This is a genomic window from Candidatus Nitrospira nitrosa, from assembly GCF_001458735.1.
Taxonomy (GTDB): domain Bacteria; phylum Nitrospirota; class Nitrospiria; order Nitrospirales; family Nitrospiraceae; genus Nitrospira_D; species Nitrospira_D nitrosa.
Genome location: NZ_CZQA01000011.1, coordinates 139908 through 163168 on the forward strand (window position 1 = coordinate 139908; position 23261 = coordinate 163168).

Below are 23261 nucleotides of genomic sequence, written 5' to 3' on the forward strand. Positions count from 1 at the left end.
TAGCAATATAACTTTACATATGTCAATTAAACTTAACTCATCGGTGCATTGTGATGAGCGTAATAGAATAAATTTGAATCATTATTTTTATAAATATTTGTAAAATTGATTGTTGACAATGTTAATAAACTTACGATATAAACACTGAAAATTAATCTTGATCGGATTTATGATGATTAAAACATGACGTTCAGGGGGAGGGGTAAGGCTGTGTCCAGGCTAGAGCAAGAAGCCAGAGGGTCGTATTCGGATCAAGAAGTTGAAGAGGCCATTTTACTCGCGCTCAAAGGACTTCGGTTCGGGTCGGTAGAGATCACTGTCCACGACTCCCGAGTCGTGCAAATCGAACGGAAAGAGAAGATGCGAATGGGCGGCCGTAAAGGTCAGATTCAGAAAAGCGGACTTAGTCTCTCTTCATTATAAGGAGAGGCGCACGGTAGCTCGGCCACCCATATCCTGGGAGCCAATCCTGCATTCCTAACAATATCAATCGGTGGATTGACCGGACAACCGGAGGTTCCCCTCACAAGAAGGAGATTCCTCCATGAGAAGGCTGTGGTTGCTCAGAGTGACGGTGGTGATGAGCGTCAGTGTCGGGTCCGGGGTGCAGGCTCAGGTGCAGGATGTGGGAACGCCGGAGAAGTCACTCGAACAGCGATTTGAGGAGTTGGATCAAGAAGTGCGTGTTCTGAAGAGAAAGCGGGAGTTGGATCAAGAAGCTGCAGAAAATGCAAAGAGAACTGTGCCGGTTCCTAAGGTCGGCAGCTCCGGACTCTCCGTCGAGTCGGCAGACGGGAGTCATATTATTCGGCTGCGCGGCATATTACAGGCCGATCATCGACTGTTTATCGAGGGCGCGAACGATGTGCGTAATCGCACGGATCAACGTGCCGGCGATCTCAATGAAACGGGCTTCCATGGTGCTAGTGACGGGTGGCTTCTTCGTCGGCTTCGGCCCACTCTGGAAGGGACACTGTTCGAGAAGTATGACTTTCGCATCATGCCCGACTTCGCCGGTGGAACGGTTACTCTTATTGACGGCTATATCGATGCCAGATTGAATCCAGCCTTCAAGATACGCGTCGGAAAATTCAAGAGCTTCGTCGGGTTAGAACGCTTGCAAAGTGCCGCGGATATCAAGTTTCTGGAGCGGAGCTATGTGACGAACACGCTTCTCCCGAACCGCGATCTGGGCATCGCGGTGCATGGTGATCTCTTCGGGGACAGACTGAATTATGCATTTGGCATCATGAGCGGGGTAAGTGACGGCGGCAATATCAGCACCGGCCCTGAGTTTGATAGTCGGAAAGAGTTCACGGGGCGAGTGTTTGCCACACCCTTCGTGAATGACGCGTCGGTGTTGAGTGGGCTCGGCATCGGAGCAGCGGTCACCTATACGGATGTGGCCGGTGAGCGGAATCTGAACTTTACGGATACAACTTTGGCCGATGCCACAAGAAACGGCCTCTCCGGCTATCTCACTGACGGTCAGAACACGTTTTTTCGATACAGCGGTGCGGCTGTCGCCGATGGCATGCGGCTACGAATCTCGCCACAAGCCTATTATTACTGGGGCCCTCTCGGGATTCTGTCCGAATATGCCCGCGTCATTCAGGATGTCAGTGTGACCACCGGAGGGTCGCCAGCGGCCGGCGGTCCGGGCTCGAACACCGTTTTTACTCCTAACAGTGGCCGTCAGTTACACCATCAAGCCTGGCATGTCAGTGTTTCATATCTCTTGACCGGCGAAACGGCTTCGTTTCGTGGCGTGACGCCTCTGAAGAATTTTGAATTTGGAAAAGGCTGGGGGGCTTGGGAGCTCGTGGGACGCTATAGCGAAATTATTCTGGATGATGACACGTTCAAGAACCCTGCCGGGACATCGTTTACGGGGGGATATGCAAATCTTTCTGAAAGCGCAAGGCGTGCACGCTCTTGGACGGTCGGGGTGAACTGGTACCTCAATCAGAGTGTGAGACTGGCGTTGAATTATGGACAAACGACCTTCACCGGCGGTGCCGGGGACGGTATTGCGGCCATTAACGCTGCGGGAACGAACGTGCAGGATCGTCCTGATGAGCGGATCTTCTCAACCCGCATGCAACTCGCATTCTAATTGGACCGACAATGGATCAATTTATATTTACACGGGAGGGATAGAGCATGAAGAGTCTCTGGCAAAGGATAGTTATCGCCGTAGGTGCGCTGTTTCTTGTGGTCAGCCCACTGTCTGTGCAGGCGGAGGACGTCACACTGTTGAACGTCTCCTATGATCCGACACGGGAGTTCTATCAGGAGTTCAACGTCGCCTTTGCGAAGCATTGGCAAAAGGAAAAAGGTCAAACCGTTGCCGTGAAGCAATCGCATGGAGGCTCGGGCAAGCAAGCGCGGGCGGTCATTGATGGCCTCGATGCGGACGTCGTCACGCTTGCCTTGGCTTACGATATCGACGCCATCTCCGAGAAAGCCAAGGTGATTCCCCGCAACTGGCAAAGTCGCCTTCCTCACAATAGTGCTCCCTATACCTCCACGATCGTGTTCCTAGTTCGGAAAGGAAATCCCAAAGGTATTCGGGATTGGGACGATCTCGTGAAACCAGGTGTGGCCATCATTCCAGCAAATCCGAAAACATCAGGAGCAGCACGCTGGGCCTACTTATCGGTCTGGGGCTATGCACTGAAAAAGTACGGCAATGATCAAGAGAAGGCCAAGGAGTTCATCGGAAAATTTTATGCCAATGTGCCGGTGTTTGATACCGGTGCGCGCGGAGCCACTACGACATTCGTCGAACGGGGGATCGGGGATGTGCTGGTTGGATGGGAGAATGAGGCGTATCTCGCGCTCAAGGAACTTGGTGCGGGAAAATTCGAGCTTGTGACCCCGTCAATCAGCATCCTTGCCGAGCCGACCGTCACCGTGGTGGACAAGGTGGTGGCGCGAAAAGGGACAGAAGCGGTGGCGCAAGCCTATCTGCAATATCTCTATTCAGATGAGGGGCAAGAACTTGCCGCCAAGCATTTTTACCGCCCTCGAGCCCAGACTGTGGCGGCAAAGTACGCAGGGCAATTCGCCAAGTTGAATTTATTCACGATCGATGAGGTATTCGGAGGATGGCAAAAAGCGCAACAGACGCATTTTTCCGATGGCGGCATATTTGACGAAATCTACAAGCCGAAATAACGAATCCGCCGAGTGGGCAGTTCGAACGAGGATGGGCATGAACCTACTGATTATAGGGGGAGACTCTGCAGAGGTCTTCCGGCAACGAACAGAAGGCAGGAGCAGTCGGGTAGAACATTGGTCAGGACGGAAGCACCGTGATCTCGTCCGGACCATCCCCAAAGCGACAGAAGCTGTCGTCGTCGTGTTGGATCGTGTCAGCCATGCGCTTGCGAAACGGGTGCGTGGGGAAGCGTCGCGCCGCGGCCTTCCGGTGTACTTTCTAAACCGGGGCGAGCAGCGTGATGTCGGCTCTCAGCTGGGTTCGGCTTGCTTTGATCTGAAGCAATACCGAAAGTTGTCCGCCCATGGATAATCTTGTGGAGCGTATCCCGCATATCGGGATTGTGGCAGGAACGGCGGAGGGAGCGGCGCTCTGTTACAGGACCTTGTGTCAGGAAGCAGAGAGTGTGATGGAGCGCCGATATGCGCATCCTGAGATCACGCTCCATTCGATCTCGCTACACCGGTATCTCGATGCGATCGATCAGGACGATTGGGACGCGGTGGCTTCGCTGATGATCCAGTCGGCATCTAAATTGGTACAGGTCGGAGCCGACGTCATTATTTGCCCGAACAATACCTTGCATAAAGCCTTTCGATTAGTCGAGTCGCCGGTTCCATGGATTCATATTGCGAGATCCGTGGTGAAGGAAGTAGAAGCCCGACGTTGGCGTCGAGTGGGAATTCTCGGCACTCAGACCGTGGTGGAAGGTGCGATCTATTCGGAACCGTTGGGCCAAGCCAATATCGATCTCGTTGCTCCCACGCTGGATGATCGTGCTCGAATTCAGCACATCATTCGGCATGAATTGATCGCAGGACTGTGCACGGTGAAGTCAGCGCTATTTGTCCAGAAGGTGATTGCGGAGATGGCGCTCAACGGCGCAGAAGCCGTGATCCTTGCTTGTACGGAGCTGCCATTGCTCATGGCGGGATACCAGGCGGCTGTTCCATTGCTGGACTCGACGCGTTTACTGGCTCGGGCCGCGTTGCGTTATCGGGTGCCAGCGGAGCGATATTCCGACGGGAAGAACCTCATCCATCGTTGAGTCGTGACGACAGAGACGGTTTTATAGGTTTGGGAGTGCTTCAACGTCTAGCAAGGATAATAATATCATGAACGCCATCTTGAAACAGCCCAGCGTCCTTCCAGGATTCGGCCTGACCCTAGGGTTTACGCTCTTTTATTTTAGCCTCATCGTATTGATTCCACTCAGCGGGCTCTTTGTGAAAACCAGTGCGTTGTCATGGGAGCAGTTTTGGACTGTCGTCACCGATCCTCGAGCGATCGCATCTTACCGACTGACATTCGGCGCATCGCTTGTTGGAGCCCTTATCAACGGAATTTTCGGGTCGATCATTGCCTGGGTGTTGGTTCGGTACCGTTTCCCGGGCCGTTCCGTTGTTGATGCCCTCGTGGACCTTCCATTTGCGTTACCGACCGCCGTGGCCGGCATTACGCTCACCTCGATTTATGCATCGAACGGGTGGATCGGGCGTTATCTCGAACCATTAGGCATTCAGGTGGCCTTCACCCCCCTGGGTGTGCTGGTCGCGTTGACCTTCATCGGGTTGCCGTTCGTCGTCCGGACTGTGCAGCCGGTACTACAAGATTTGGATCGAGAGGTTGAAGAGGCGGCAACCACACTAGGGGCCAACCGGTGGCAAACATTTTGGGCGGTAGTCGTCCCCGAGCTGTGGCCGGCACTGCTGACGGGAATTGCCATGGCCTTCGCTCGTGCCGTGGGGGAATACGGTTCGGTGATTTTCATCGCGGGCAATATGCCGCTCAAGTCTGAGATCACCCCGCTCCTCATCATGACCAAGTTGGAACAGTATGACTATGCGGGCGCCACCTCTCTGGGTGTAGTCATGTTGGTGGTCTCGTTTGCGCTGGCCTTGGCGATCAATCTGCTTCAATGGTGGAGCAGTGCTCGCCACATGAATCACTAGAAAGAGGAAGACATGAGCTTGCTCAGCAGCACGACGACCGCCGAGAAGAGCGTGCAATGGAAAGACTCGATCACGACGGAGAGTATGCTTGTCCGACGACTGTTGATCGGGGCGGCAGCCTTGCACCTCACCTTCTTTCTCCTTATTCCATTGGCAGCAATTTTTGCTGAAGCATTGAAGCATGGACTGGACGGGTATCTCGGTTCTCTCGTGGATGAGGATGCGCTGGCGGCCATCCGCTTGACGCTTCTGGTGGCGGCGATCGCCGTGCCACTGAACGCCCTGTTCGGGGTGGCCGCGGCTTGGGCCATCGCCAAATTCGATTTCGTCGGCAAACACATTCTTATTTCTCTGATCGATCTACCCTTGGCTGTCTCGCCGGTCATCTCCGGTTTAATTTACGTCCTCCTCTTTGGAGCGCAAGGGTGGCTTGGCCCATGGCTGGCTGAGCACGAGATCAAGATGATTTTTGCGTTGCCCGGGATCGTGCTGGCCACGATCTTTGTGACCGTGCCGTTTGTCGCGCGCGAGCTCATCCCCCTGATGCAGGCGCAAGGGCGAGAGGAAGAGGAGGCGGCTCTCACTCTGGGGGCTTCGGGCTGGCAGATGTTTACCCGTGTCACGCTGCCGAACATTAAGTGGAGTTTGCTCTACGGGGTCATCCTGTGCAATGCGCGCGCGATGGGCGAGTTCGGCGCGGTGTCGGTGGTCTCCGGTCATATCCGAGGGCTGACCAATACGATGCCGTTGCACGTGGAAATTTTGTACAACGAGTACAACGGCGTCTCGGCGTTTGCGGTGGCGTCGCTGTTGACGTTGCTAGCCATTGTGACCCTGATCGCGAAAACCGTGATCGAACGAAAAACTATGTCGCCCGATCGGCGGAAAATTTGAAAGCAGTGACGTGTAAGAATGATCCAACCTGGGGAGTTCAACATGAGTATTCAAGTCGACCATGTCACCAAACGATTCGGCGCCTTTACGGTGCTGAATGACGTCAACCTTCATGTGCAGTCGGGGGAATTGATCGCCCTGCTTGGTCCCTCTGGCTGCGGCAAGACAACGTTGTTAAGAATTCTTGCCGGACTGGAAAGACCTGATCAAGGACGGATCGTTCTGCACGGGACGGAGGTGACCGATCAGCGGATCACGGAACGCCAAGTGGGGTTTGTCTTTCAACATTATGCCCTGTTTCGTCACATGACCGTAGCGGACAATGTGGCGTTTGGACTCACGGTGAAGCCTCGATCGCAACGCCCCTCGACATCGCGGATTCAGGAGAAAGTCCGTGAATTGCTGACGCTTGTCCAGCTGCAGGCCATGGCTGATCGATATCCGAGTCAGCTGTCAGGCGGACAGCGACAACGTGTCGCCCTGGCTCGTGCATTGGCCGTGGAGCCAAAACTGTTGCTATTGGATGAGCCGTTCGGCGCGCTGGATGCCAAGGTCAGGAAAGAATTGCGCCGCTGGTTGCGTCGACTCCATGACGAGCTGCACATCACGGGAATTCTCGTCACGCACGATCAGGAAGAGGCATTGGAAGTCGCTGATCGTGTCGTGGTGATGCATCAGGGGAATGTCGAACAGATCGGCACACCGGATGAAGTGTATGAGAATCCAGCGACACCGTTCGTGTATCAATTTCTCGGCGATGTGAATGTGTTTCATGGACGTCTGTCGCATGGGCGGATGGTGGAGGGAGAGGACGGCATCGTGCGCGCTTCAGGCGATGATCTGTCGAACGAACAGGAAGTGACGTTTGTGCGTCCTCATGATCTAGAACTAAGTCCAAGCCGGACCATGCCGGAACAGCTGGAAGCCATGGTGCAGTTTGTCAACGCGGCGGGCGCAAGAGTTCATCTAGAGTTAGAGTCGAAGGAATCCCCTGGACTGATTGTCGTGGAATTGACGAAGGAGCGGTATCGGGAGTTGAAGATTCAGCAAGGCGATGTGGTCTTTATACACCCGAAACAATTGCATGTGTTCAAAGTGCCGAGTTCCGGTTGATCAAAGGGTATTAATCATAAGGCTGGGAGCGAGACCTCCCCACTCATCGTGAATAAAAGGAGGTTCTATATGAATTCACTGTCTCGGGTTATGGCAATTTTCGTGCTCGCGATCGTTGGCCTCGCAGGGAGTGCGCACGAAGGGTACTTGGCGGCAGGTGGTAATCCTCGGAGTGCAGCGGACCTCAAGGCCGTCCTGCGTGATCTGTGGTCAGGGCATAACTTTTGGATCCGGAATGTCGCATTGGACAACACGACGAATAATCGCAAAGCGCTGGACTATGCCGAGAAGTCCGTGACGGCTAATGCCAAACAGATTGCAAACGTGTTTGTCCCGTTCTACGGCGAAGCGGCATCGGAGCAGCTCTTTACCCTCCTGGTCAAGCATTCTGGCGCGATCAAAGCCTATTCCGAAGCCACCGTTGCTGGAAGCAAGAGCCGGCAGGATGCGGCCCGGGCCGACTATGCTTCGAATGCCGAGGAGATCGCCGCATTCTTCAGTGGGATCAATCGCTATCTACCAAAGGATGCGGTGCGAGGTTTGTTCGCTGCGCATGGAGCTCATCAGTTTGAGCTGATCAAGGAGTTGCAAGAGGAGGATTACGGCCACGAGGCGGAAACGTGGCATGCAATGGAACAACATGGCCATGCGATTGCCGATACGTTGACGGCAGGACTGGAGAAACAGTTTCCGGCCAAGTTTCCAAGTGTTCATGTTCAATGATGAGGGGGGATCCGCAGTCCCTTGCATTGATTGTGGAGAAAGCATATTCGTACGAGTGACCAGTAGCATTGGAGCGTAATATCGCGATCTTGCTATTCGGGAAAGAGACATGGGAATAACTTGCTCGGAGAAGGTGACCAAGAAGGCAACGGCGACTTAAACTATTGGCCTGGTATCCGACAGTCTGTCCGGGAATTCGTCGTTCTGAGACGTCGAAGAATGTGGGAAATTAGCAGCAGCCCAATGGACGGAATCCAGATCCACGTGATTTCGCTGGTGAGGATGCGCAACGCATCCAGGCTGAAAAATTGGCCAATGCCGATTGGGGATACGGCGACCGGTCGAAATGGGAAGAAATATCGGGTGAGATCAAATGGAGAGAAGAAGGCGATGCCAAGGCCTCCGTCTGTCATTGCGTCGAGAACGCCATGGGATGCTGTGCAAAAGAAGAGATACAATCCTATTCCTGCTTTGGTGGCCCGTGACTCCTGCCGATAGCTGAGAGCAACGAGCACGGCGCTGAGTAGGCCGGCGAAGAAGAGGGAATGGGTCATGCCGCGGTGGCCCCAGAGGCCACCGTACTGAATGCCGAAGGCAAATCCGATCACATCGAGATCCGGTACAATGGAACAGACTGCACCGGTCAGGAGGACCGGCCATCTCATCGCACGATGCGCGGTGATCTTATCGAGTGTGAGTGCCACGAATGCATGGGAGAATGCCGAGGCCATGAAGCTCTCTACTGCTGACGGAATGAATGTCAGCGTCCGTCCTGAAAATTCATCTGCCGCCAGGCTTCATACACAACCACTGCGACCGCGTTGGAGAGATTGAGGCTACGACTCTCCGGACGCATTGGGAGACGAATGCGTCGTTCTGCTGAGAAGGCTTCCAGTAAGTCGGTTGGGAGTCCACGGGTTTCTGGACCGAACAGAAATGCATCATCCGGTGCATAGGTGATGCGATCGTAACGCTGAGTATTCCGGGTGGAAACCGCAAACAGACGGCGATTGTTGAACCGTTCGGCACACTCGGGCCAATTCTCATAGACGCTGAGTGTGGCAAACTCATGATAGTCCAACCCGGCCCGTAGTAACTGTTTATCTTCGAGGGAGAATCCCAAGGGTTTCACCAGGTGCAGTCGCACGCCGCTGTTGGCGCAGAGGCGGATGATATTGCCGGTGTTCGGAGGAATCTCGGGTTGATAGAGAATGACGTCGAACATCTAGGGGGGAGTGTAACACGACCGCTATCTGCGGCACGACGATCCTGAGGTGGGTTGCCACGGCATAGCTTAGGTTACGGGGTTGGGAGAATTGTACCCGTGAGGATTGAAGCTCTGCCACTTCCACGTATCGACGCACATGTCGGCGAGGCTTCGGTTCGCTTGCCAGCCGAGTAGGGCAGCTGCTTTGCTAGGATCGGCGTAACAAGCTGCGACGTCGCCTGGTCGACGAGGCGCGATCTTGTATATCACCGGTTTGCCGCTGGCTTGTTGGAATGCCCGCACAATCTCCAGTACGCTGTACCCAGTCCCGGTTCCCAGATTGACCGTAAGGCATTCCGTTTGGTGCGGTGCACGCCCAAGCGCTTCCAGTGCCTTAAGGTGCCCGATGGCGAGGTCCACGACGTGGATGTAGTCACGTACGCCGGTCCCATCCAGCGTGGGATAGTCTTCACCGAACACGTTGAGGTGCGGACGACGGCCGACCGCCACTTGCGCCACGAACGGCATCAAGTTATTCGGCGTGCCCTGCGGATCTTCTCCGATCAATCCACTCTCGTGCGCGCCGACCGGGTTGAAGTATCGGAGTATCCCGATACGCCATGAGGTGTCGCTGCGCTGCACATCACGGAGGATGTGCTCAACCGTGAGTTTCGTTTGCCCGTAGGGATTGGTTGCCGAAAGCGGATGATCTTCCGTCAACGGCAGCCGTTGCGGGTCGCCGTACACCGTGGCGGAGGAGCTGAACACCAGCGTCTTGACGCCACAGAGGCCCATCGCTTCCAACAGACGCAGAGACCCGACGACATTATTGTCGTAGTAGGCGAGTGGTTGTTGCACGGACTCGCCGACGGCTTTGAGTCCCGCAAAATGAATCACCGCATGTGCGCCACTTTCCCGCAGCGCCGTCACTAGCGCATCATGGTCTCGGATGTCGCCACGGATGAGGCGGAGCTGTTTTCCTGTGATCCGTTGGACACGTTCGAGTGATTCAGGATGGCTGTTGCAGCAATTATCAAAGACGGTCACGTCATGTCCCGCCTGAAGTAGTTCGACGCAGGTGTGAGAACCTATATACCCGGCACCACCTGTCACTAAAATCACGGCGTACCTCCAGTAGAATTGTTGTCAGGGATTCGACTTGGGCTAGACTAACGAGATCATGAATGGCGGTCAAGGAATGGATTGAATCAACGGTGCGACTTATGAAGGGCGGTATGATGGAAGCCCTGTCGGATATATTTGCTCTGCTTCTTGGTATAGTGAGTTCCACAGGCAGAGGAGTGTACAACACAACAATGATCGTAGTATCTGCTAGGCGAGGCTTCGGGAGGCGACAGCAGCCCTTCGCTCAAGTGGTTCGAGTGGTGAGCCTGCTGGTGCTTGTTGTGGTAGCTGCTCCCTGCGCTCTCGCAGATGATGGGCGGAGGGCTTCGGTTGAACAGATAGTTGAACAGGCCAAATCGGCCTGGGACAGTGGGGCAGTGACCTCAGCGCTTGAATTGCTCGAACAAGGGGTACATGCCCATCCACATGCGCCTGCTCTTCATAAGTTGCGCGGGGATATTCTTTCCACGTTTCGCGATCCAAAGGAAGCCGTTCATGCCTACGATCAAGCTCTTGCTGCAGAGCCTGCTGCGCTGGATGTCCGTTGGGCGAAATGGGCAGTGCTGGTTCGGTGGGGACAGGAAGCTGAGGCGATTGCCGAGCTTCGCTCCATCGCACAGATTGATGCTCAGAATCCACTGGCCCATTGGCGGTTGGCACAGGAGCTTCGAAAAATAGATCGTTTGGAGGATTCGCTCGAGTCCTATCAGCGGGCGGTGGAACTGAAGCCCGAGTTCCTGGGCTGGCGACTAGCCTTGGCCCGTGCCCGCTTTGACGTGCTGGATTATTCAGGCGCGGATGCTGATCTTCGTTATGTACTGGAACACGTTCCGCCTGGTTCTCCTCTTGAGCTACCGGCCAAGAATCAACTTGCCCAGCTCCATGAGTCGATGGAGCGAGGGCGACGCTTCACCCCGGCACTGACGCCCACGGCCTCTGCCACACAGCTGAAGGAATGGGCCGCCATGCGGTCGGATGCCTGGAAGTTGTTTGAGGCAGGGCGATACCGAGAAGCTGAACCGGTGTATCGTCGGTTGCTGATGCTCAATCCCAGTGATCCCATCGCCACCCATCAATTAGGGCTGACGCTCATGGAATTGGACCGGTGCGAGGAGGCGCTCGCGGTGTTCGGCAATATCTCGAACCTCAATCCGAACGAGGAGGATTTTGCAGATACGACGTTCCGGATGGGACAGTGTTATGTGAAATTAGAACGGTGGGACGAAGCCTTCATCCACTTTCAACTGTTGTATGACGCAGCCGTTGAGTTTGAGCAGGCGAATAAGGATGTCCCCTTTCCAGCCGGCACTCGCGTGCTTGCGAAGGACAAAATTGCTCGGTGGCTCGATAAGGTGAAGCCCCATGTTCCTGAGCTGGTGAAGCTGAAGGAGGAAGAGGCGAACAGGGAACGCGAGGTACGTGACCAGCCCGTACCATCGGAAGAAGCCCTCTATGCGAGGGCAACTGAAAGAATAAAGGCACAGAAGACGTTGGAAACAGGGGCGGCGATTGCCGGTCGCGACGCCGATTTCAGCTGGTTTCGATTCGTGATTCCGGCGACCAAAGTCGTGCGCGATGACTTTCCAACCGGCGCCCACGAGTTCATTCCCCTCAATCCTGGCGACACATTCTCGACCACTCAATCAGAAATTTATTTGGTGTTTCGACTGCTGTCGGATTCATTCGATGCCGTGCCACTGACTGCGCGATGTTCAGTTGAAACTCGTGATATGACGGAAGACCAGCAGACGCTGGTCCAGGATCGCGTCATGACCACCACGAATGATCGCTCGGGCTATTTTCTTCTCACCCCTCCGAAAACAGGCTGGTCTCCAGGCCTCTACCGCTGCGGCCTGTTTGCTGGAGAACAGACCTCGGCTTATTCGTATGTGGACGAGGTCCGGTTTAGGATTATCGAAGCTCGCTGACTATCGAATCCACTGTTTTATTCCTCGATGCTACTTACCTGGTCCAAAGAGTTGAGCCACGAGCTGATCGCGACTGATGTCAAAATGGGTTGCGACATCAGTAAGAATTGCCGAAAGCGTTCCAATACGGAGCGGTGAATGTTGTGGGATTGTGATGTGGTGCTCGCCATGTTGAAGCGTCGTGAGGCGAAGATGGCTACCGGCCTGGCGAGTAATGGAATAACCGAGCTGGCGAAGTGCTTGGGCGAGATCATTTCCAGACAGATCGCGAGGAAGCCTCATACGGCGATAACTTCTTCGCGAACATGGTGGAGGCGAACAATTTTTGGGCCCTTTCCTTCCTCAAAGTGACAGCGGACTGCATCCCTGACTTTTTCAGGCAATTCTGCCAGGGTATCCGCTTCAGTAAAAATAGATTGGCCTAGTGCGCGGGCGGTAAATCCACCATCAGGGGCTTCTTCGACAAGGAAGATCAATTCGCTCATTATTAAGCCTCATCAAGTATTCCTTGGTCATCGTAGCTTGGTGTTGCTACGTTGTCCAGCCCTGCTGGATTCTTTATGAGACTTCGTTGGGCAGCCAATTTCCCCTTCAGCATCCACGTCGAGGATGTCGGTAGCCCCGCCTAAGTGGACAAATGTCCCAAGAACAGTAACCCCAATTGATCTCTTTTCCTACTCAGAGGTAGACTGAGGGCGTGACTCCTACCAAATCCCCTCCAACAAGAAATTGGCAGCTGAGTGGCATGATTGCGCGATGGGTGGGAATCATTGCCATTGCCCTCGGCTTCGTCATCGGCATGTACGGTCTTGATCATCCTGACTCACATTGGTTACAGACTGCATTGGGGTTACTCGTGACTGGGATGGTGGCCCAAGGCTATGCGCTCTACTGCTCGATCAAACGGATGCAGCAAAGAAACTACTGACCAGCGTAGCTGCATCTATTTCCCTATCAATTTCCATTAACTGACCGGACTGGAGTATTCTTGAGCGTCAACGTCGACGCATTTTGTTGTTGTGAGTATGCCATGGGGAAGAAGCGGGTTTCTAATCCTCCGGTACCTACATCAAGCGGTGGGGCTAGGCTGTCAAGATCTCAACGAGCCTTGGACAAGAAGCTTTCTGATATTGATGGAAATAGAATTGAGCAAGGGCAAGAGGCTTACGGGCTTTCTCGAATTTATCAAGGCTCCATCTATGTTATGGGAGACTTGGTGAATGTGGATCGTTTCGCTCATGCCGCTCATGGTTTCCGAGAATTAATGGAGAAGTTGGCACGTAGTGTTCCTTCAGCTCAAGTGCCGAGTTCAAAAGGAAGCCCACCCACGTTGAACGCAATGGTTAAGGACATAGGTAAAGCATGGGGGAAAGCAAAGAGGAACACCAAGAATCTAAATGGTGGGAAATGGGAGGGAGTAATTGATCCCCACATCGCAAAGTTTCTTGGATCCTTAGAGCATTTTTTTAATGCCGCAAACACTTTTAAGCCCCCCAAAGCTCATCAGGGAGAGAATTTGCTGAAGTACACAGATTTTCAATGGTACCCTCTTCCGGAACAGATTGAGCGGATCCGTATTCAAGAGTGGAGAGCCTATGATGAATACTTCCAGAGAATTGCCCATCACGGATCTCTAGCTAGTGAAGATGAGTTCGCAAGATATGTAAGAAGCTTTGAAGAATTCCTATTGGCCCGTTTAATCCCCAAGACTAGTCGTTCAAAGAGGACATTACTTGCGATAATTAAAGAAGGCGAAGGAAATGTCTAGCCGTGAACTCGTCAAGAAGGCGCTTCAGGCTATAGAGCGGCCAGTAGACTTTGAATTCTTCTTTAGTGAATTGAAGTCGCCAGATTGGCTGGAACCTCTCGCCGCAGAGGGCGTGTTTGACAAGCCGTATCCTCCAGTTGAGGAGAAAGAATGGATCAGTTTTCCCATGTGGCCCCCCTCAAGGTATCTGGTACGGATGGCTGAGAAAGCGCCGGATCTTGTTGCACAACTTGCACTACGAATCCCAGAAACTGCTAATGTCAGAATCCACGAAGACCTTACTGATGCTTCCCTTGCGATGCCCCCAGATATTGCTCAAAGAATAGTTCCCAAGGCGATAGGGTGGGCTAAGTCCAAGTATCAGCTTCGACTCGCAGACAGGCTCGGAAAATTGATCAGTCATCTCGCTCATGGGGGACAAATTGAGAAGGCGTTAGACCTAGCGACGGCATTGTTAGAGCTGCACAAAGAGCAGAAAGAGCCGATAGAAGGCTTTGAAGGTGAAAAGCTCTCATATCCACCCGAACCAAAATCAGTTCTTTCTGATTGGAACTATGAGCGTATTTTAAAGGAGCATATCCCCGATCTGGTTTCAGCAGAGGGATTGAAGGCGCTCGATTTACTTTGTGATCTGCTTGAGCAGGCCATTGTTTTCTCGGGTGGGGACGCAGACACAGAGTCAGAAGACTATTCATATATTTGGAGAACTGCAATCGAAAGTCACAGCCAGAACGAAGGGCGGGATTTAAGAGGAAGTCTGGTGTCGGCTGTACGCGATGCAAGCGAAGCAATCACCGCTGCTAACCCAATGCTCGTCCGAGAGGTTGTCCGCTGTGTGCGTTACAACTCGCATAATGCGACCCCTCGCAAATGGAAAGTGTTCGACAGGATCGCGCTCCACATCATAAGGGAACGTCCGGACGCGGTAAGCGACCTTATTCGGGGAGAACTGTTGAAGCCTACAAATTTTGACGATACAGGTATCTCGCATGAGTATCGCCTCCTTTTAAAAAAAATGTTTGGAGTACTGGACTTGTCAGATCAGCAGATCATTCTAGGTTGGATTGAGGCTGGGCCTCCTGACGTGGATGGATGGGTACAGCGTGTCACGGAAGCAACTGGCGAGGCCCCGAGCGTAGAAGACACGGAAAAGTATAAGAGGGCCTGGCAACTTAAGAGGTTGGCCGTCTTTAGTGAGTCGCTTTCTGAGCCGTGGGTAGGTCGATACCGCGCTCTAGTGGAGGAATTTGGTCCACCCGAATATCCAGAATTCTCTTTCTATTCGATCGGCGTTACGAGAGGACCCATGAGTCCCAAGAGGGCAACTGACCTGTCGCAGATGCAAGAAGATGAACTTTGCCGATTCTTAACGGATTGGAAGCCAGGAGAAGAAGTGCTCGGCATTGTGCCGTCCCGAGAAGGATTGGGGCGAGAGATCAGTCAAATGGTGGCGAACGATCCTGCAAAGTATGCTCCGCTTGCACCGTCGTTCGAAGGACTTGACCCCACCTACGTCCGGTCATTCCTGCAAGGGTTTCGAGATGCGATTGGGCAAAAGAAGCCGTTTGCATGGGCCCCGGTAATCGACTTGTCATATTGGGTAGTAACTCAGGCAAGAGAAATTGCTGGTCGCAAAGTTGACAAGTGGGGGACGGATCCGGATTGGAGTTGGGCACGTAAGACTGTGGCAGGTTTGCTCTCGTCAGGCTTTTTGGAAGGTGGTGGTTCTATCCCATGGCATTTGCGAGAACGGGCGTGGGCAGCTCTCATCCCCGTTACCAATGATCCACACCCTGAACCTGAGGACGAAGTCGAAAGAATAGGGCTCAGCGCCGACCCGTCACATGTTGCGATCAACAGCGTTCGAGGGGAAGCTATCGAGGCCGTAGTTCGCTATGCCTGCTGGGTCAAGCGAAATCTATCTAACGAAGGCAAGAAGAGATTAGCTGGGCAGGGGCTAAAGTCGATGCCAGAAGTTCGCGATGTGCTGGATGCACATTTAGAACCAACAAGAGATCCCTCACTGGCGATTCGATCTGTATATGGTCTTTGGTTCCCCACACTTCATTGGTTAGATGACAAGTGGGCAATTCAAAATGTTAGGAAGATCTTTCCCGAGACGACCGGGTTGCGCAAGTACAAAGACGCTGCATGGGACGCCTACATCATTTTCTCAACGCCATACCTAAACATGTTGGATGTCCTGCGTGCACAATACTCAAGAGCTGTCGCAGAACTTAACAGTTCATTAACCATTGAGCATGGGGTAGGAGATCCCAAAGAGAAATTGGCCGAGCATTTGATGACCTTCCATTGGCACGGCAAACTGCCTTACCGAGGGACATCGGGGATTCTAGGAAAATTCTTCTCAATCGCTACCGATAAGCTCCGCGGGCACGCGCTTGAGGTCCTGGGGCGATGGATTCATTCCTCAGGAAAAGTATCTCCTGCGGTTATTGAACGACTCCGTAAGCTTTGGGAAGGGCAGGTTGCAAAGGCTAAGGACGATCCGGCTCAGAACATAAGAACCTTGACAGCATATGGATGGTGGTTTGCATCGGGTAAATTCCCACAGAAATGGTCAATGGCCCAGCTGACGATAGTTCTTCGACTGGCTAAGACGATAGATGTGGACTATTTGGTCCTCGAGCGTCTCCTCGTTGTTAGTCGTATTATGCCTCTGGAGGTCATACGCTGTCTTCGTTTGTTCTGCGAGGCTTCAGAGCAACAGTGGGAGATCTCAAGTCGGCTTGATGCAATCAAGAAGATTCTTTCCCCCATGTTGAAAGGTAAGAGAAGTGCAGTGAAGGAAGAGGCCATTGATCTCGCTGAATTTCTTACAGCGAAGGGATTTCGATACTTTGACGACCTGCTTGATGATGCATATCAGGCCGCTACCTAATGCGGCTTAAATTGGTGCCTCCTGTATAGTTGATTTTCCCACAGATATATCGGCGTGCCATACATCTTGGCGGTTTTTCGAGCCGCTTTGGCCGCTCGGCGGAGTGCACGTCCGACGTTCTGAACGAATCGCGTATTTTCCGTCTGTTGCTTGGTCTTCATGTGGCTCACCTCATCAGCTGTGGGCAAGTCTAGTCAACCGCCCACTGTCCCAATCAGCTGGCGACGGGCTGCTGATAATCCACTTCAATGGTGAAGCCCAGATCTTCGATCATGCCCCAGACTTCGGGAGCCGGCGCACCAGGCGTCGTCAAATAACCGTTTACGAAGACGGAGTCGGCCGGATAGAGGGCCAATGGTTGGAGAGATCGAAGATTATGTTCGCGACCCCCAGCGATGCGGATTTCAGTCCGAGGATGCAAGAATCGGAACAGACAGAGCACTTTCAAACAGCGTTGAGGCGTGAGGTTCTCGGCCTGTTCGAATGGGGTACCGGAGACTGGGGTGAGCATGTTCAAGGGAATGGAGTCCGGCTTGACATCTTGCAGGGCCGTGGCCAGCTCAATCAGATCCTCGTCTGACTCACCCATACCAACGATGCCCCCGGAGCAAATTTCTAATCCCGCTGCGCGTGCGTTCTTGATCGTTGCCATCCGGTCTTGAAAGGTGTGCGTGGTGCAGATCGATGCGTGAAAGGCTTCGCTGGTGTTCAGGTTGTGATTCACCCGGTCGACACCGGCGGCTTTGAGGCGCTTGGCCTGGGATTCGCTCATCAAGCCGAGTGAACAGCAGATTTGAATCGGAACCTCCTGCTTGATGGAACGGACCGCTCCGGCGATTTCGTCGATCTCTCGATCCAATGGGCTCCGTCCGCTGATGACGATGCAGTAGCGCTGAGCCTTGGAGGCGGCGGCTTGTCGCGCACCTTCCATCATCTGTTTCTGCGGAAGCAGGTTATACCGTTCGATCGGCGCCGTCGAAATGGACGACTGTGAACAGTAGTGGCAATCTTCCTGGCAGGCTCCACTCTTGGCGTTCTGCAGCATCTGGAGGCGAACCGTTCGGCCGAAGTACTTGGATCGCACCTGAAAGGCTGCATGCAGCAAGGCAAGCAGGTCGTCGTTTGTGGTATTCAACACGGAGTGACATTCTTCTTTGGTCAGAGATTCGTCATGGAGCGCTTTGTCCGCCAACGTCATGTAGGTCATAGGTTCCTCAATAAATGATACGACAGATGATCTGTTGAGATTACAGTCTGTTCACTGACAGGGGCAAGGAATTACAGCCTTGTCCGTTCAAGTATGCAGCAGGTGCCGGCGGGAAAGCTACACGGTTTCAAATGGAGAAGCAATGCCTTGGTAGGGCACAGACGGGCTTGGGGACGGGTCCTTCTCTGGGTTGGTGGAGACCTGACTGGTTTCGATCCAGGGGAGGGCCGTGAGCGTATTCCACCTGGCACAGCGGCGGCACCGGCCTGTCCAGTCGACGGATTCTTGTTGGCATTGGGTACAGATATACGGTACCACCACACGTTTCTTGAAACTCAGCGCTTTCTTGAGCGAGGTAATCGCCTCTTCGAACTGTTGTTTTCGGAGGTACAGATTGGCCATGATCTTGTGGTAGTCCAACAGATGATCTTGCGGACCTTCAATCGTTGAAAGGAGGTCAAACGCTTCATCCACCATTTCGAGTCGGTAATAGAGTTTACCCAGGTAGAACTGGAGCACGGGATTCTGCGGGTCTTGCTGCAGCGCGTCCTGATAGATCCTGATGATTTCGCTGGGTTCGCCTTGATCCAGGAACAGCTCCTCCAGCCGATGGAGAATGATGACGCTCCTGGTACGTGTGTAGACCTTTTTCAGAATCTCGACGGCGTCTTTTGTTTTTCCCTCATGAATCAGAATTTCCCCGATGCCGATATAGGCAGGGAGGAAGGCACGGTCTTTCTTAATGGCGCCGCGGAAGTATCGTCGGGCCTTGTCGGGATGGCCGCGTTCGAGCAGCTGGCGTCCCACCTCATACATGCACCCCAGGAGCAGTGCGGCCTCAGTCTGTTTTTCCGGGGCGGGGAGGTTGGCTTTGAGCAGACGGTGCTGGATTTCCAGCGCCTCATTCCATCGCTCCAGGCGGATGTTGAGGTCTCGTTTTCTGATCAAGGCCGTGAGGTTATCAGGTTCGATCTTGAGGATTTGCTGCAGGGCCTGCAGGGCTTCTTCATACCGCTTGGCTCCTTCAAGATCCTTCCCCAACTCCAGTAATACTTCGATGTTCCGATCGTCCACCCGCTGCGCATGTTGGTGGAGTCGGATGGCCTCGGAAAAGTTCTGTTCCGAGCGATAGATGTTTCCCAGCCAGAGCAGTGAATCGACTCTGGTCGGATCAATTGCAAGAGCTTTTTCCAACAGGGTAATGGCTTCCGAGGTACGTTTCGACATAAACGCATGGGTGCCGTCTCGGTGAAGCGTATCGACCTTTTCTTTGCGGCGTACGAGACGTTGACTGCGCCAATTGAGGATGAGGTGGGCGGTCTGTTGCAAACCGACGACGAATGTTGCGAGGACGGCTCCGCCGGCCATCGAGATGAGTATCAATGTGACGGGGCTGAGATCGAAGGCCACTCCGGGACTGGTATGGATGATGACCGTCCCTGGATTGAGCTCGCGGAAGTAGCTATACACAAACACGCCGGCACTGATGAGAAAAATGGTGATCAGCAGTTTGAACATCGCTTAAACCATCTTCTACGAACGTGCCTTCCGGGTCAGCCGCTCCTTTGTCTCTGGAGTCGGTGCCGAGGCCTTGTCTGAAATAGGAATGTGCCGTGCGTCACTCCACAGACGCTCAAGCGCGTAATGCGAGCGGGCGTCCTGTCGAAACACATGGGCTACGACATCGCCAAAATCGATAAGAACCCACTGCCCTGAAGTTGTCCCTTCAAGACTCAGTGGCCGTTGGTTCAGACGAGACAGCGCGTCGACGATCGAATCAGCCACTGCGCACGTCTGCCGATCGGATTCGGCAGAACCCAGGACCAGATAGTCAGCGATTGAAGTCAGCGGGGCGACATGGAGGACTTGAACATCAAGGGCCTTCTTGTCGAGCATCGCGTTGGCGACGGCGAGGGCTGTGGCCTTAGATGTGCGTGCGATTACGGTCCTCCTGATAAAGGCTATGCTGAAGTATATAAGATTCCACCGGGGGGGGCAACATATTTGCCAGCGGGAGGCCGCATTGTACCCTTCTCCTGATCTCCGACGCCGAGATGAGACAGGGGGAAAGAGGTACACAGGTGAGACCGGATGACTCAGGGACGGCGATCTCCACCTGGTCCAAGGTACCGAGATCCAGTTGCCGAAGGGCTTGTGCATCCAGGTTGGACAGTAGGGGCATCTTGCTGAGGGATTGGAATGACTGTCCTGGGCGGGTGACGACCACAAAATGGCAGAGCCGCAGAAGTTGTTCAGGGGCTCTCCAGGTGGAGAATTCGAGAAAGGCATCTAAGCCAATGATAAAGAACAGGTTCCATGATGGACCATACTGGGATTGGACTTCACGGATGGTATCGATCGAGTACGACTTCCCAACCCGATTGATCTCGATTGCCGATACCTCGAAAAATGGGGTTTCAGCGATGGCAAGTTCGACCATTTTGAGGCGAGTCCCTGCGGGGGCTAGTGATCCGCTCTGCTTGTGGGGCGGGTCACCGGTTGGAATAAAGAGAACTCGAGTGAGTTGCAAGCGTTCAAATACCTGATGGGCGATAGTAAGGTGGCCGTTGTGAATAGGGTTAAAGCTGCCACCGAGAAGGCCGAGGCGTTGCGGACGGGAGGATTGAGTCTCGAGGGAGGAGTGCTGAGGATTTGAAACATTCATAACTCGGGACCGCGGCCTCAGCACTAAAGAATCACGAGATTGTCGCGGTGAATCACTTCCTCATACTCTTGGGAGCCGAACTGTTCCTGAATGACGCTCGTCTTGAGGCCTTTCATCCGGTCTAAGAGTTCCGACGACACGTTCACCAGGCCTTTGGCAAATTCCTTTCCGTTTGGATCGAAGCAACTCACCGGATCGCCGGCTTCGAATGGCCCGTTCACCTTGCAAATACCGGATGCGAGCAGGCTTTTCCCTCGTTGCGCAAGGGCATCGACGGCCCCCTGGTCGAGATGCAGCTGGCCACGCGGGCGAAGCGTGAACGCGATCCAATGTTTTCGGCTGTTCAGGCGGCGTTCCTTTGCCAGAAACAGACTTCCGCCGGTTCCTGTCGTCAACGCTGTGGCGAGGAGCCCTGCTCGCTCTCCATTGAGAATCAAGGTAGAGATTCCGTATTGCCCGACCTTCTTAGCCGCCCGGAGTTTGGTGGCCATGCCGCCTGTGCCCTCGAAGGTGCTGGACACGCCGGCTAATTGCTCAATGTCATCAGTGATAGCCGGGATGAACGGGATCAGGGTCGCAGAAGGGTTCTTGCGAGGATCTTCTGTGTACAGTCCATCGACGTCCGATAAAATCACCAGGAGGTCGGCATCGGCCAGGTGAGCTACTTCACTGGCCAGGGTATCGTTGTCACCCACTCTGATCTCATCGACTGCGACGGTATCGTTTTCATTGATGATCGGAACGATGCCGAAATCAATCAGTGCCGAAAGGGTATGGCGGGCGTTGAGGAAACGGCGGCGGTCTTCAAGGTCCTGGTGGGTGAGGAGAATCTGTGCTACCTGAGTCGAAAGACGTTCGAAAGCCTTTTCATAGGCCCACATCAGGCGACTTTGTCCTACGGCTGCCGCAGCCTGCTTGACCGGAAGGTTTTTTGGGTATTCTTTGAGTTGCAGTTTTTTGATGCCGGAGACAATGGCGCCGGAGGAGACGATCAGGATCTCTCGTCCCTGTTTCTTCAGGGTGGCGATTTCGTCGGCCAACTGCTCAATTCTGTCGGGGCGTAGCCCTTCAGCACGCGAAGCGATCAGGCTACTGCCGATTTTGATGACGATCCGCGTGGCCTGCGTTAGGACTGTGTCTCGCATGGCAGCATCCGTAACATATCAACCTGTTTCCCGACATAGAGGATCAACTGATCCAGCCCTGTATTTGTGGCGGCTGAGATCGGGAAGCAGGGATATCCTCGGTCTCGGCAATAGGCTTGAATTTGTTCCAGCCGTTCACCTGCCCCAGTGACATCAATCTTAGTTGGAACGACGGCAAAGGGGCGGGTGGTCAGCCCCTGGTCATAGGCGGCCAGTTCTTGCCGGAGGGTCTCGAAGCTGTTTTGGGGGTCGTCGGTCGCCCATTCCGAGACGTCGATCAAGTGGAGCAAAAATGCGGTTCGCTCAATATGGCGGAGAAACTGCACTCCCAGGCCTTTTCCTTCGTGTGCTCCTTCGATCAAACCCGGGATATCGGCGACCACAAAACTGCGGTCGGATCCCCATCTGACGACACCAAGGTTAGGAATCAATGTGGTAAAGGGATAATCGGCGATTTTTGGACGAGCCGCAGAAATGGCAGAGATCAGGGTCGACTTTCCCGCATTGGGAAATCCCACAAGACCAACATCAGCCAGTAACTTGAGTTCGAGCCGTAGGGTACGCTCTTCTCCGGAACTCCCCGGCGTGCACTTGGTTGGTACGCGATTGACGGATGTGGCGAAGTTGCTATTGCCCTTTCCGCCACGCCCACCTTGGGCGATCACGGCTGTTTGGCCGTCTTCGGTGAAATCCGCGAGGATCTCCTTTGACTGGTCATCGTAGACGATGGTTCCGACTGGCACTCCGATCGTGACGTCATCCCCTGAGCGTCCGGTACAGTTGGAGCCACCACCGTGTTTTCCGTCTTGTGCCTCGTAGTGATTTTGATATCGGAGGTCGAGCAGGGTCGTCAGCCGATGTGAGGCAGTCATGATGACGTCGCCCCCACGACCGCCGTCACCACCATCCGGTCCGCCGCGAGGGACAAACATCTCTCTCCGAAAGCTACAGATGCCGTTCCCGCCTCGACCAGCCCGTACCGTCACGCGTACTTCGTCGACAAACATGGGTACCAGTTTCCTACAGCCGAAAGTAAGGAGAGAGAAAAGTATACCTGACTTTGAGGCGAAGAAGCAGGGAGACCCTATGTCTGCCCTGCTTGTGCGAGAGGGAGTAGAAAGGGAAGGCTAAGACTTAGCGGAGCTCGGATATACACTGACTTTTCGTCTGCCGCGCCCACCTTCAAACTTAACCACACCAGTTGTTTTGGCGAACAGCGTATGGTCCCTTCCCAGATCCACATTGAAGCCCGGAAAGAACTTGGTCCCGCGCTGGCGGACGATGATACTGCCGGCCGTGACCGTCTGACCGCCATAGGCCTTCACTCCCAAGTATTGGGGGTTACTGTCACGACCGTTACGTGAGGATCCGCCACCTTTGTTTGTTGCCATGGTCTATCCTTCCTACTC

Annotated in this window: 26 protein-coding genes; 13 read left to right on the forward strand and 13 right to left on the reverse strand. The window is 53.9% G+C overall.

The window, feature by feature from the left end; all coding sequences use genetic code 11:
• The first annotated feature begins 270 nt into the window (after positions 1-270).
• From COMA1_RS17415 to COMA1_RS17455, 9 genes are all read left to right on the forward strand, one after another.
• A complete protein-coding gene (locus tag COMA1_RS17415) occupies positions 271-423 on the forward strand; it encodes a YezD family protein (protein WP_342672709.1) in 153 nt (50 codons plus the stop codon).
• 121 nt (positions 424-544) lie between these two features.
• The gene (locus COMA1_RS17420) at positions 545-2116 is read left to right on the forward strand and encodes an OprO/OprP family phosphate-selective porin (protein WP_090750810.1); all 1572 of its coding nucleotides are present in this window, start codon (positions 545-547) and stop codon (positions 2114-2116) included.
• Positions 2117-2163: 47 nt separating this feature from the next.
• Complete coding sequence (locus COMA1_RS17425) at positions 2164-3180, forward strand: sulfate ABC transporter substrate-binding protein (protein ID WP_090750811.1); 1017 nt, start codon at positions 2164-2166, stop codon at positions 3178-3180.
• A gap of 37 nt (positions 3181-3217) precedes the next feature.
• A complete protein-coding gene (locus COMA1_RS17430) occupies positions 3218-3535 on the forward strand; it encodes a DUF2325 domain-containing protein (RefSeq protein WP_176698147.1) in 318 nt (105 codons plus the stop codon).
• Positions 3528-4271 (forward strand): aspartate/glutamate racemase family protein, encoded by a 744-nt coding sequence (locus COMA1_RS17435; RefSeq protein WP_090750813.1) that lies wholly within the window; start codon positions 3528-3530, stop codon positions 4269-4271. The genes COMA1_RS17430 and COMA1_RS17435 overlap by 8 nt, the downstream gene beginning before the upstream one ends.
• Before the next feature lie 67 nt (positions 4272-4338).
• On the forward strand, positions 4339-5175 hold the full coding sequence (gene cysT, locus COMA1_RS17440) for a sulfate ABC transporter permease subunit CysT (protein WP_176698148.1): 837 nt from the start codon (positions 4339-4341) through the stop codon (positions 5173-5175).
• Positions 5176-5187: 12 nt separating this feature from the next.
• Positions 5188-6069 carry a sulfate ABC transporter permease subunit CysW gene (gene cysW / locus COMA1_RS17445; RefSeq protein ID WP_090750814.1) on the forward strand — a complete coding sequence of 294 codons (882 nt, stop codon included), beginning with the start codon at positions 5188-5190 and terminating at the stop codon, positions 6067-6069.
• 42 nt (positions 6070-6111) lie between these two features.
• A complete protein-coding gene (locus COMA1_RS17450; protein ID WP_090750875.1) occupies positions 6112-7182 on the forward strand; it encodes a sulfate/molybdate ABC transporter ATP-binding protein in 1071 nt (356 codons plus the stop codon).
• 69 nt (positions 7183-7251) lie between these two features.
• On the forward strand, positions 7252-7905 hold the full coding sequence (locus tag COMA1_RS17455) for a hypothetical protein (RefSeq protein WP_090750815.1): 654 nt from the start codon (positions 7252-7254) through the stop codon (positions 7903-7905).
• A 161-nt stretch (positions 7906-8066) separates the two neighbouring features.
• Here the strand turns inward: COMA1_RS17455 and COMA1_RS17460 are convergent, their stop codons facing one another.
• From COMA1_RS17460 to galE, 3 genes are all read right to left on the reverse strand, one after another.
• On the reverse strand, positions 8067-8636 hold the full coding sequence (locus tag COMA1_RS17460) for a metal-dependent hydrolase (protein WP_090750816.1): 570 nt from the start codon (positions 8634-8636) through the stop codon (positions 8067-8069).
• A 29-nt stretch (positions 8637-8665) separates the two neighbouring features.
• Positions 8666-9130 carry a tRNA (cytidine(34)-2'-O)-methyltransferase gene (locus COMA1_RS17465; protein WP_090750817.1) on the reverse strand — a complete coding sequence of 155 codons (465 nt, stop codon included), beginning with the start codon at positions 9128-9130 and terminating at the stop codon, positions 8666-8668.
• Positions 9131-9199: 69 nt separating this feature from the next.
• Positions 9200-10234, reverse strand: coding sequence for a UDP-glucose 4-epimerase GalE (gene galE, locus COMA1_RS17470; protein WP_090750818.1), 1035 nt, complete (start codon positions 10232-10234; stop codon positions 9200-9202).
• A gap of 194 nt (positions 10235-10428) precedes the next feature.
• Here galE and COMA1_RS17475 point away from each other — a divergent pair, with 194 nt between their 5' ends.
• Positions 10429-12165, forward strand: a complete 1737-nt coding sequence (locus COMA1_RS17475) for a tetratricopeptide repeat protein (RefSeq protein ID WP_176698149.1) — start codon at positions 10429-10431, stop codon at positions 12163-12165.
• A 30-nt stretch (positions 12166-12195) separates the two neighbouring features.
• Here COMA1_RS17475 and COMA1_RS17480 read toward each other — a convergent pair whose 3' ends face one another.
• Together COMA1_RS17480 and COMA1_RS17485 are read right to left on the reverse strand one after the other, a co-directional pair.
• Positions 12196-12447, reverse strand: coding sequence for a type II toxin-antitoxin system HicA family toxin (locus COMA1_RS17480; RefSeq protein WP_090750820.1), 252 nt, complete (start codon positions 12445-12447; stop codon positions 12196-12198).
• Positions 12444-12650 (reverse strand): 2-oxoisovalerate dehydrogenase, encoded by a 207-nt coding sequence (locus tag COMA1_RS17485; RefSeq protein ID WP_090750821.1) that lies wholly within the window; start codon positions 12648-12650, stop codon positions 12444-12446. The genes COMA1_RS17480 and COMA1_RS17485 overlap by 4 nt, the downstream gene beginning before the upstream one ends.
• 260 nt (positions 12651-12910) lie before the next feature.
• On the opposite strand from COMA1_RS17485, the gene COMA1_RS17490 reads away from it, so the two are divergent.
• The 3 genes from COMA1_RS17490 (at position 12911) to COMA1_RS17500 (ending at position 16835) form a co-directional block, all read left to right on the forward strand.
• Positions 12911-13093, forward strand: a complete 183-nt coding sequence (locus COMA1_RS17490) for a hypothetical protein (protein ID WP_090750822.1) — start codon at positions 12911-12913, stop codon at positions 13091-13093.
• A 180-nt stretch (positions 13094-13273) separates the two neighbouring features.
• Positions 13274-13933, forward strand: coding sequence for a hypothetical protein (locus tag COMA1_RS17495; protein ID WP_090750823.1), 660 nt, complete (start codon positions 13274-13276; stop codon positions 13931-13933).
• A complete protein-coding gene (locus COMA1_RS17500; RefSeq protein ID WP_090750824.1) occupies positions 13926-16835 on the forward strand; it encodes a hypothetical protein in 2910 nt (969 codons plus the stop codon). The genes COMA1_RS17495 and COMA1_RS17500 overlap by 8 nt, the downstream gene beginning before the upstream one ends.
• Here COMA1_RS17500 and COMA1_RS21200 read toward each other — a convergent pair.
• From COMA1_RS21200 to rpmA, 8 genes are all read right to left on the reverse strand, one after another.
• Positions 16832-16996 carry a hypothetical protein gene (locus tag COMA1_RS21200; RefSeq protein ID WP_176698150.1) on the reverse strand — a complete coding sequence of 55 codons (165 nt, stop codon included), beginning with the start codon at positions 16994-16996 and terminating at the stop codon, positions 16832-16834. The genes COMA1_RS17500 and COMA1_RS21200 overlap by 4 nt on opposite strands.
• Positions 16997-17049: 53 nt before the next feature.
• Positions 17050-18042: a biotin synthase BioB gene (gene bioB / locus COMA1_RS17505; RefSeq protein WP_090750825.1), complete on the reverse strand. Its 993-nt coding sequence runs from the start codon at positions 18040-18042 to the stop codon at positions 17050-17052.
• 117 nt (positions 18043-18159) lie between these two features.
• The gene (locus COMA1_RS17510) at positions 18160-19560 is read right to left on the reverse strand and encodes a tetratricopeptide repeat protein (RefSeq protein WP_090750826.1); all 1401 of its coding nucleotides are present in this window, start codon (positions 19558-19560) and stop codon (positions 18160-18162) included.
• A 15-nt stretch (positions 19561-19575) separates the two neighbouring features.
• Positions 19576-20019, reverse strand: a complete 444-nt coding sequence (rsfS, locus tag COMA1_RS17515) for a ribosome silencing factor (protein ID WP_407921323.1) — start codon at positions 20017-20019, stop codon at positions 19576-19578.
• Positions 19967-20707: a nicotinate-nucleotide adenylyltransferase gene (nadD, locus tag COMA1_RS17520; RefSeq protein WP_090750828.1), complete on the reverse strand. Its 741-nt coding sequence runs from the start codon at positions 20705-20707 to the stop codon at positions 19967-19969. Before nadD ends, rsfS begins: the two co-directional genes overlap by 53 nt.
• A 23-nt stretch (positions 20708-20730) precedes the next feature.
• The gene (gene proB, locus COMA1_RS17525; protein ID WP_090750829.1) at positions 20731-21852 is read right to left on the reverse strand and encodes a glutamate 5-kinase; all 1122 of its coding nucleotides are present in this window, start codon (positions 21850-21852) and stop codon (positions 20731-20733) included.
• Entirely contained in the window at positions 21834-22859 is a 1026-nt protein-coding gene (obgE, locus tag COMA1_RS17530; protein ID WP_090750830.1) for a GTPase ObgE, read from the reverse strand. The genes proB and obgE overlap by 19 nt, the downstream gene beginning before the upstream one ends.
• A gap of 120 nt (positions 22860-22979) precedes the next feature.
• A complete protein-coding gene (rpmA, locus tag COMA1_RS17535) occupies positions 22980-23243 on the reverse strand; it encodes a 50S ribosomal protein L27 (protein ID WP_090750831.1) in 264 nt (87 codons plus the stop codon).
• Positions 23244-23261: the final 18 nt, after the last annotated feature.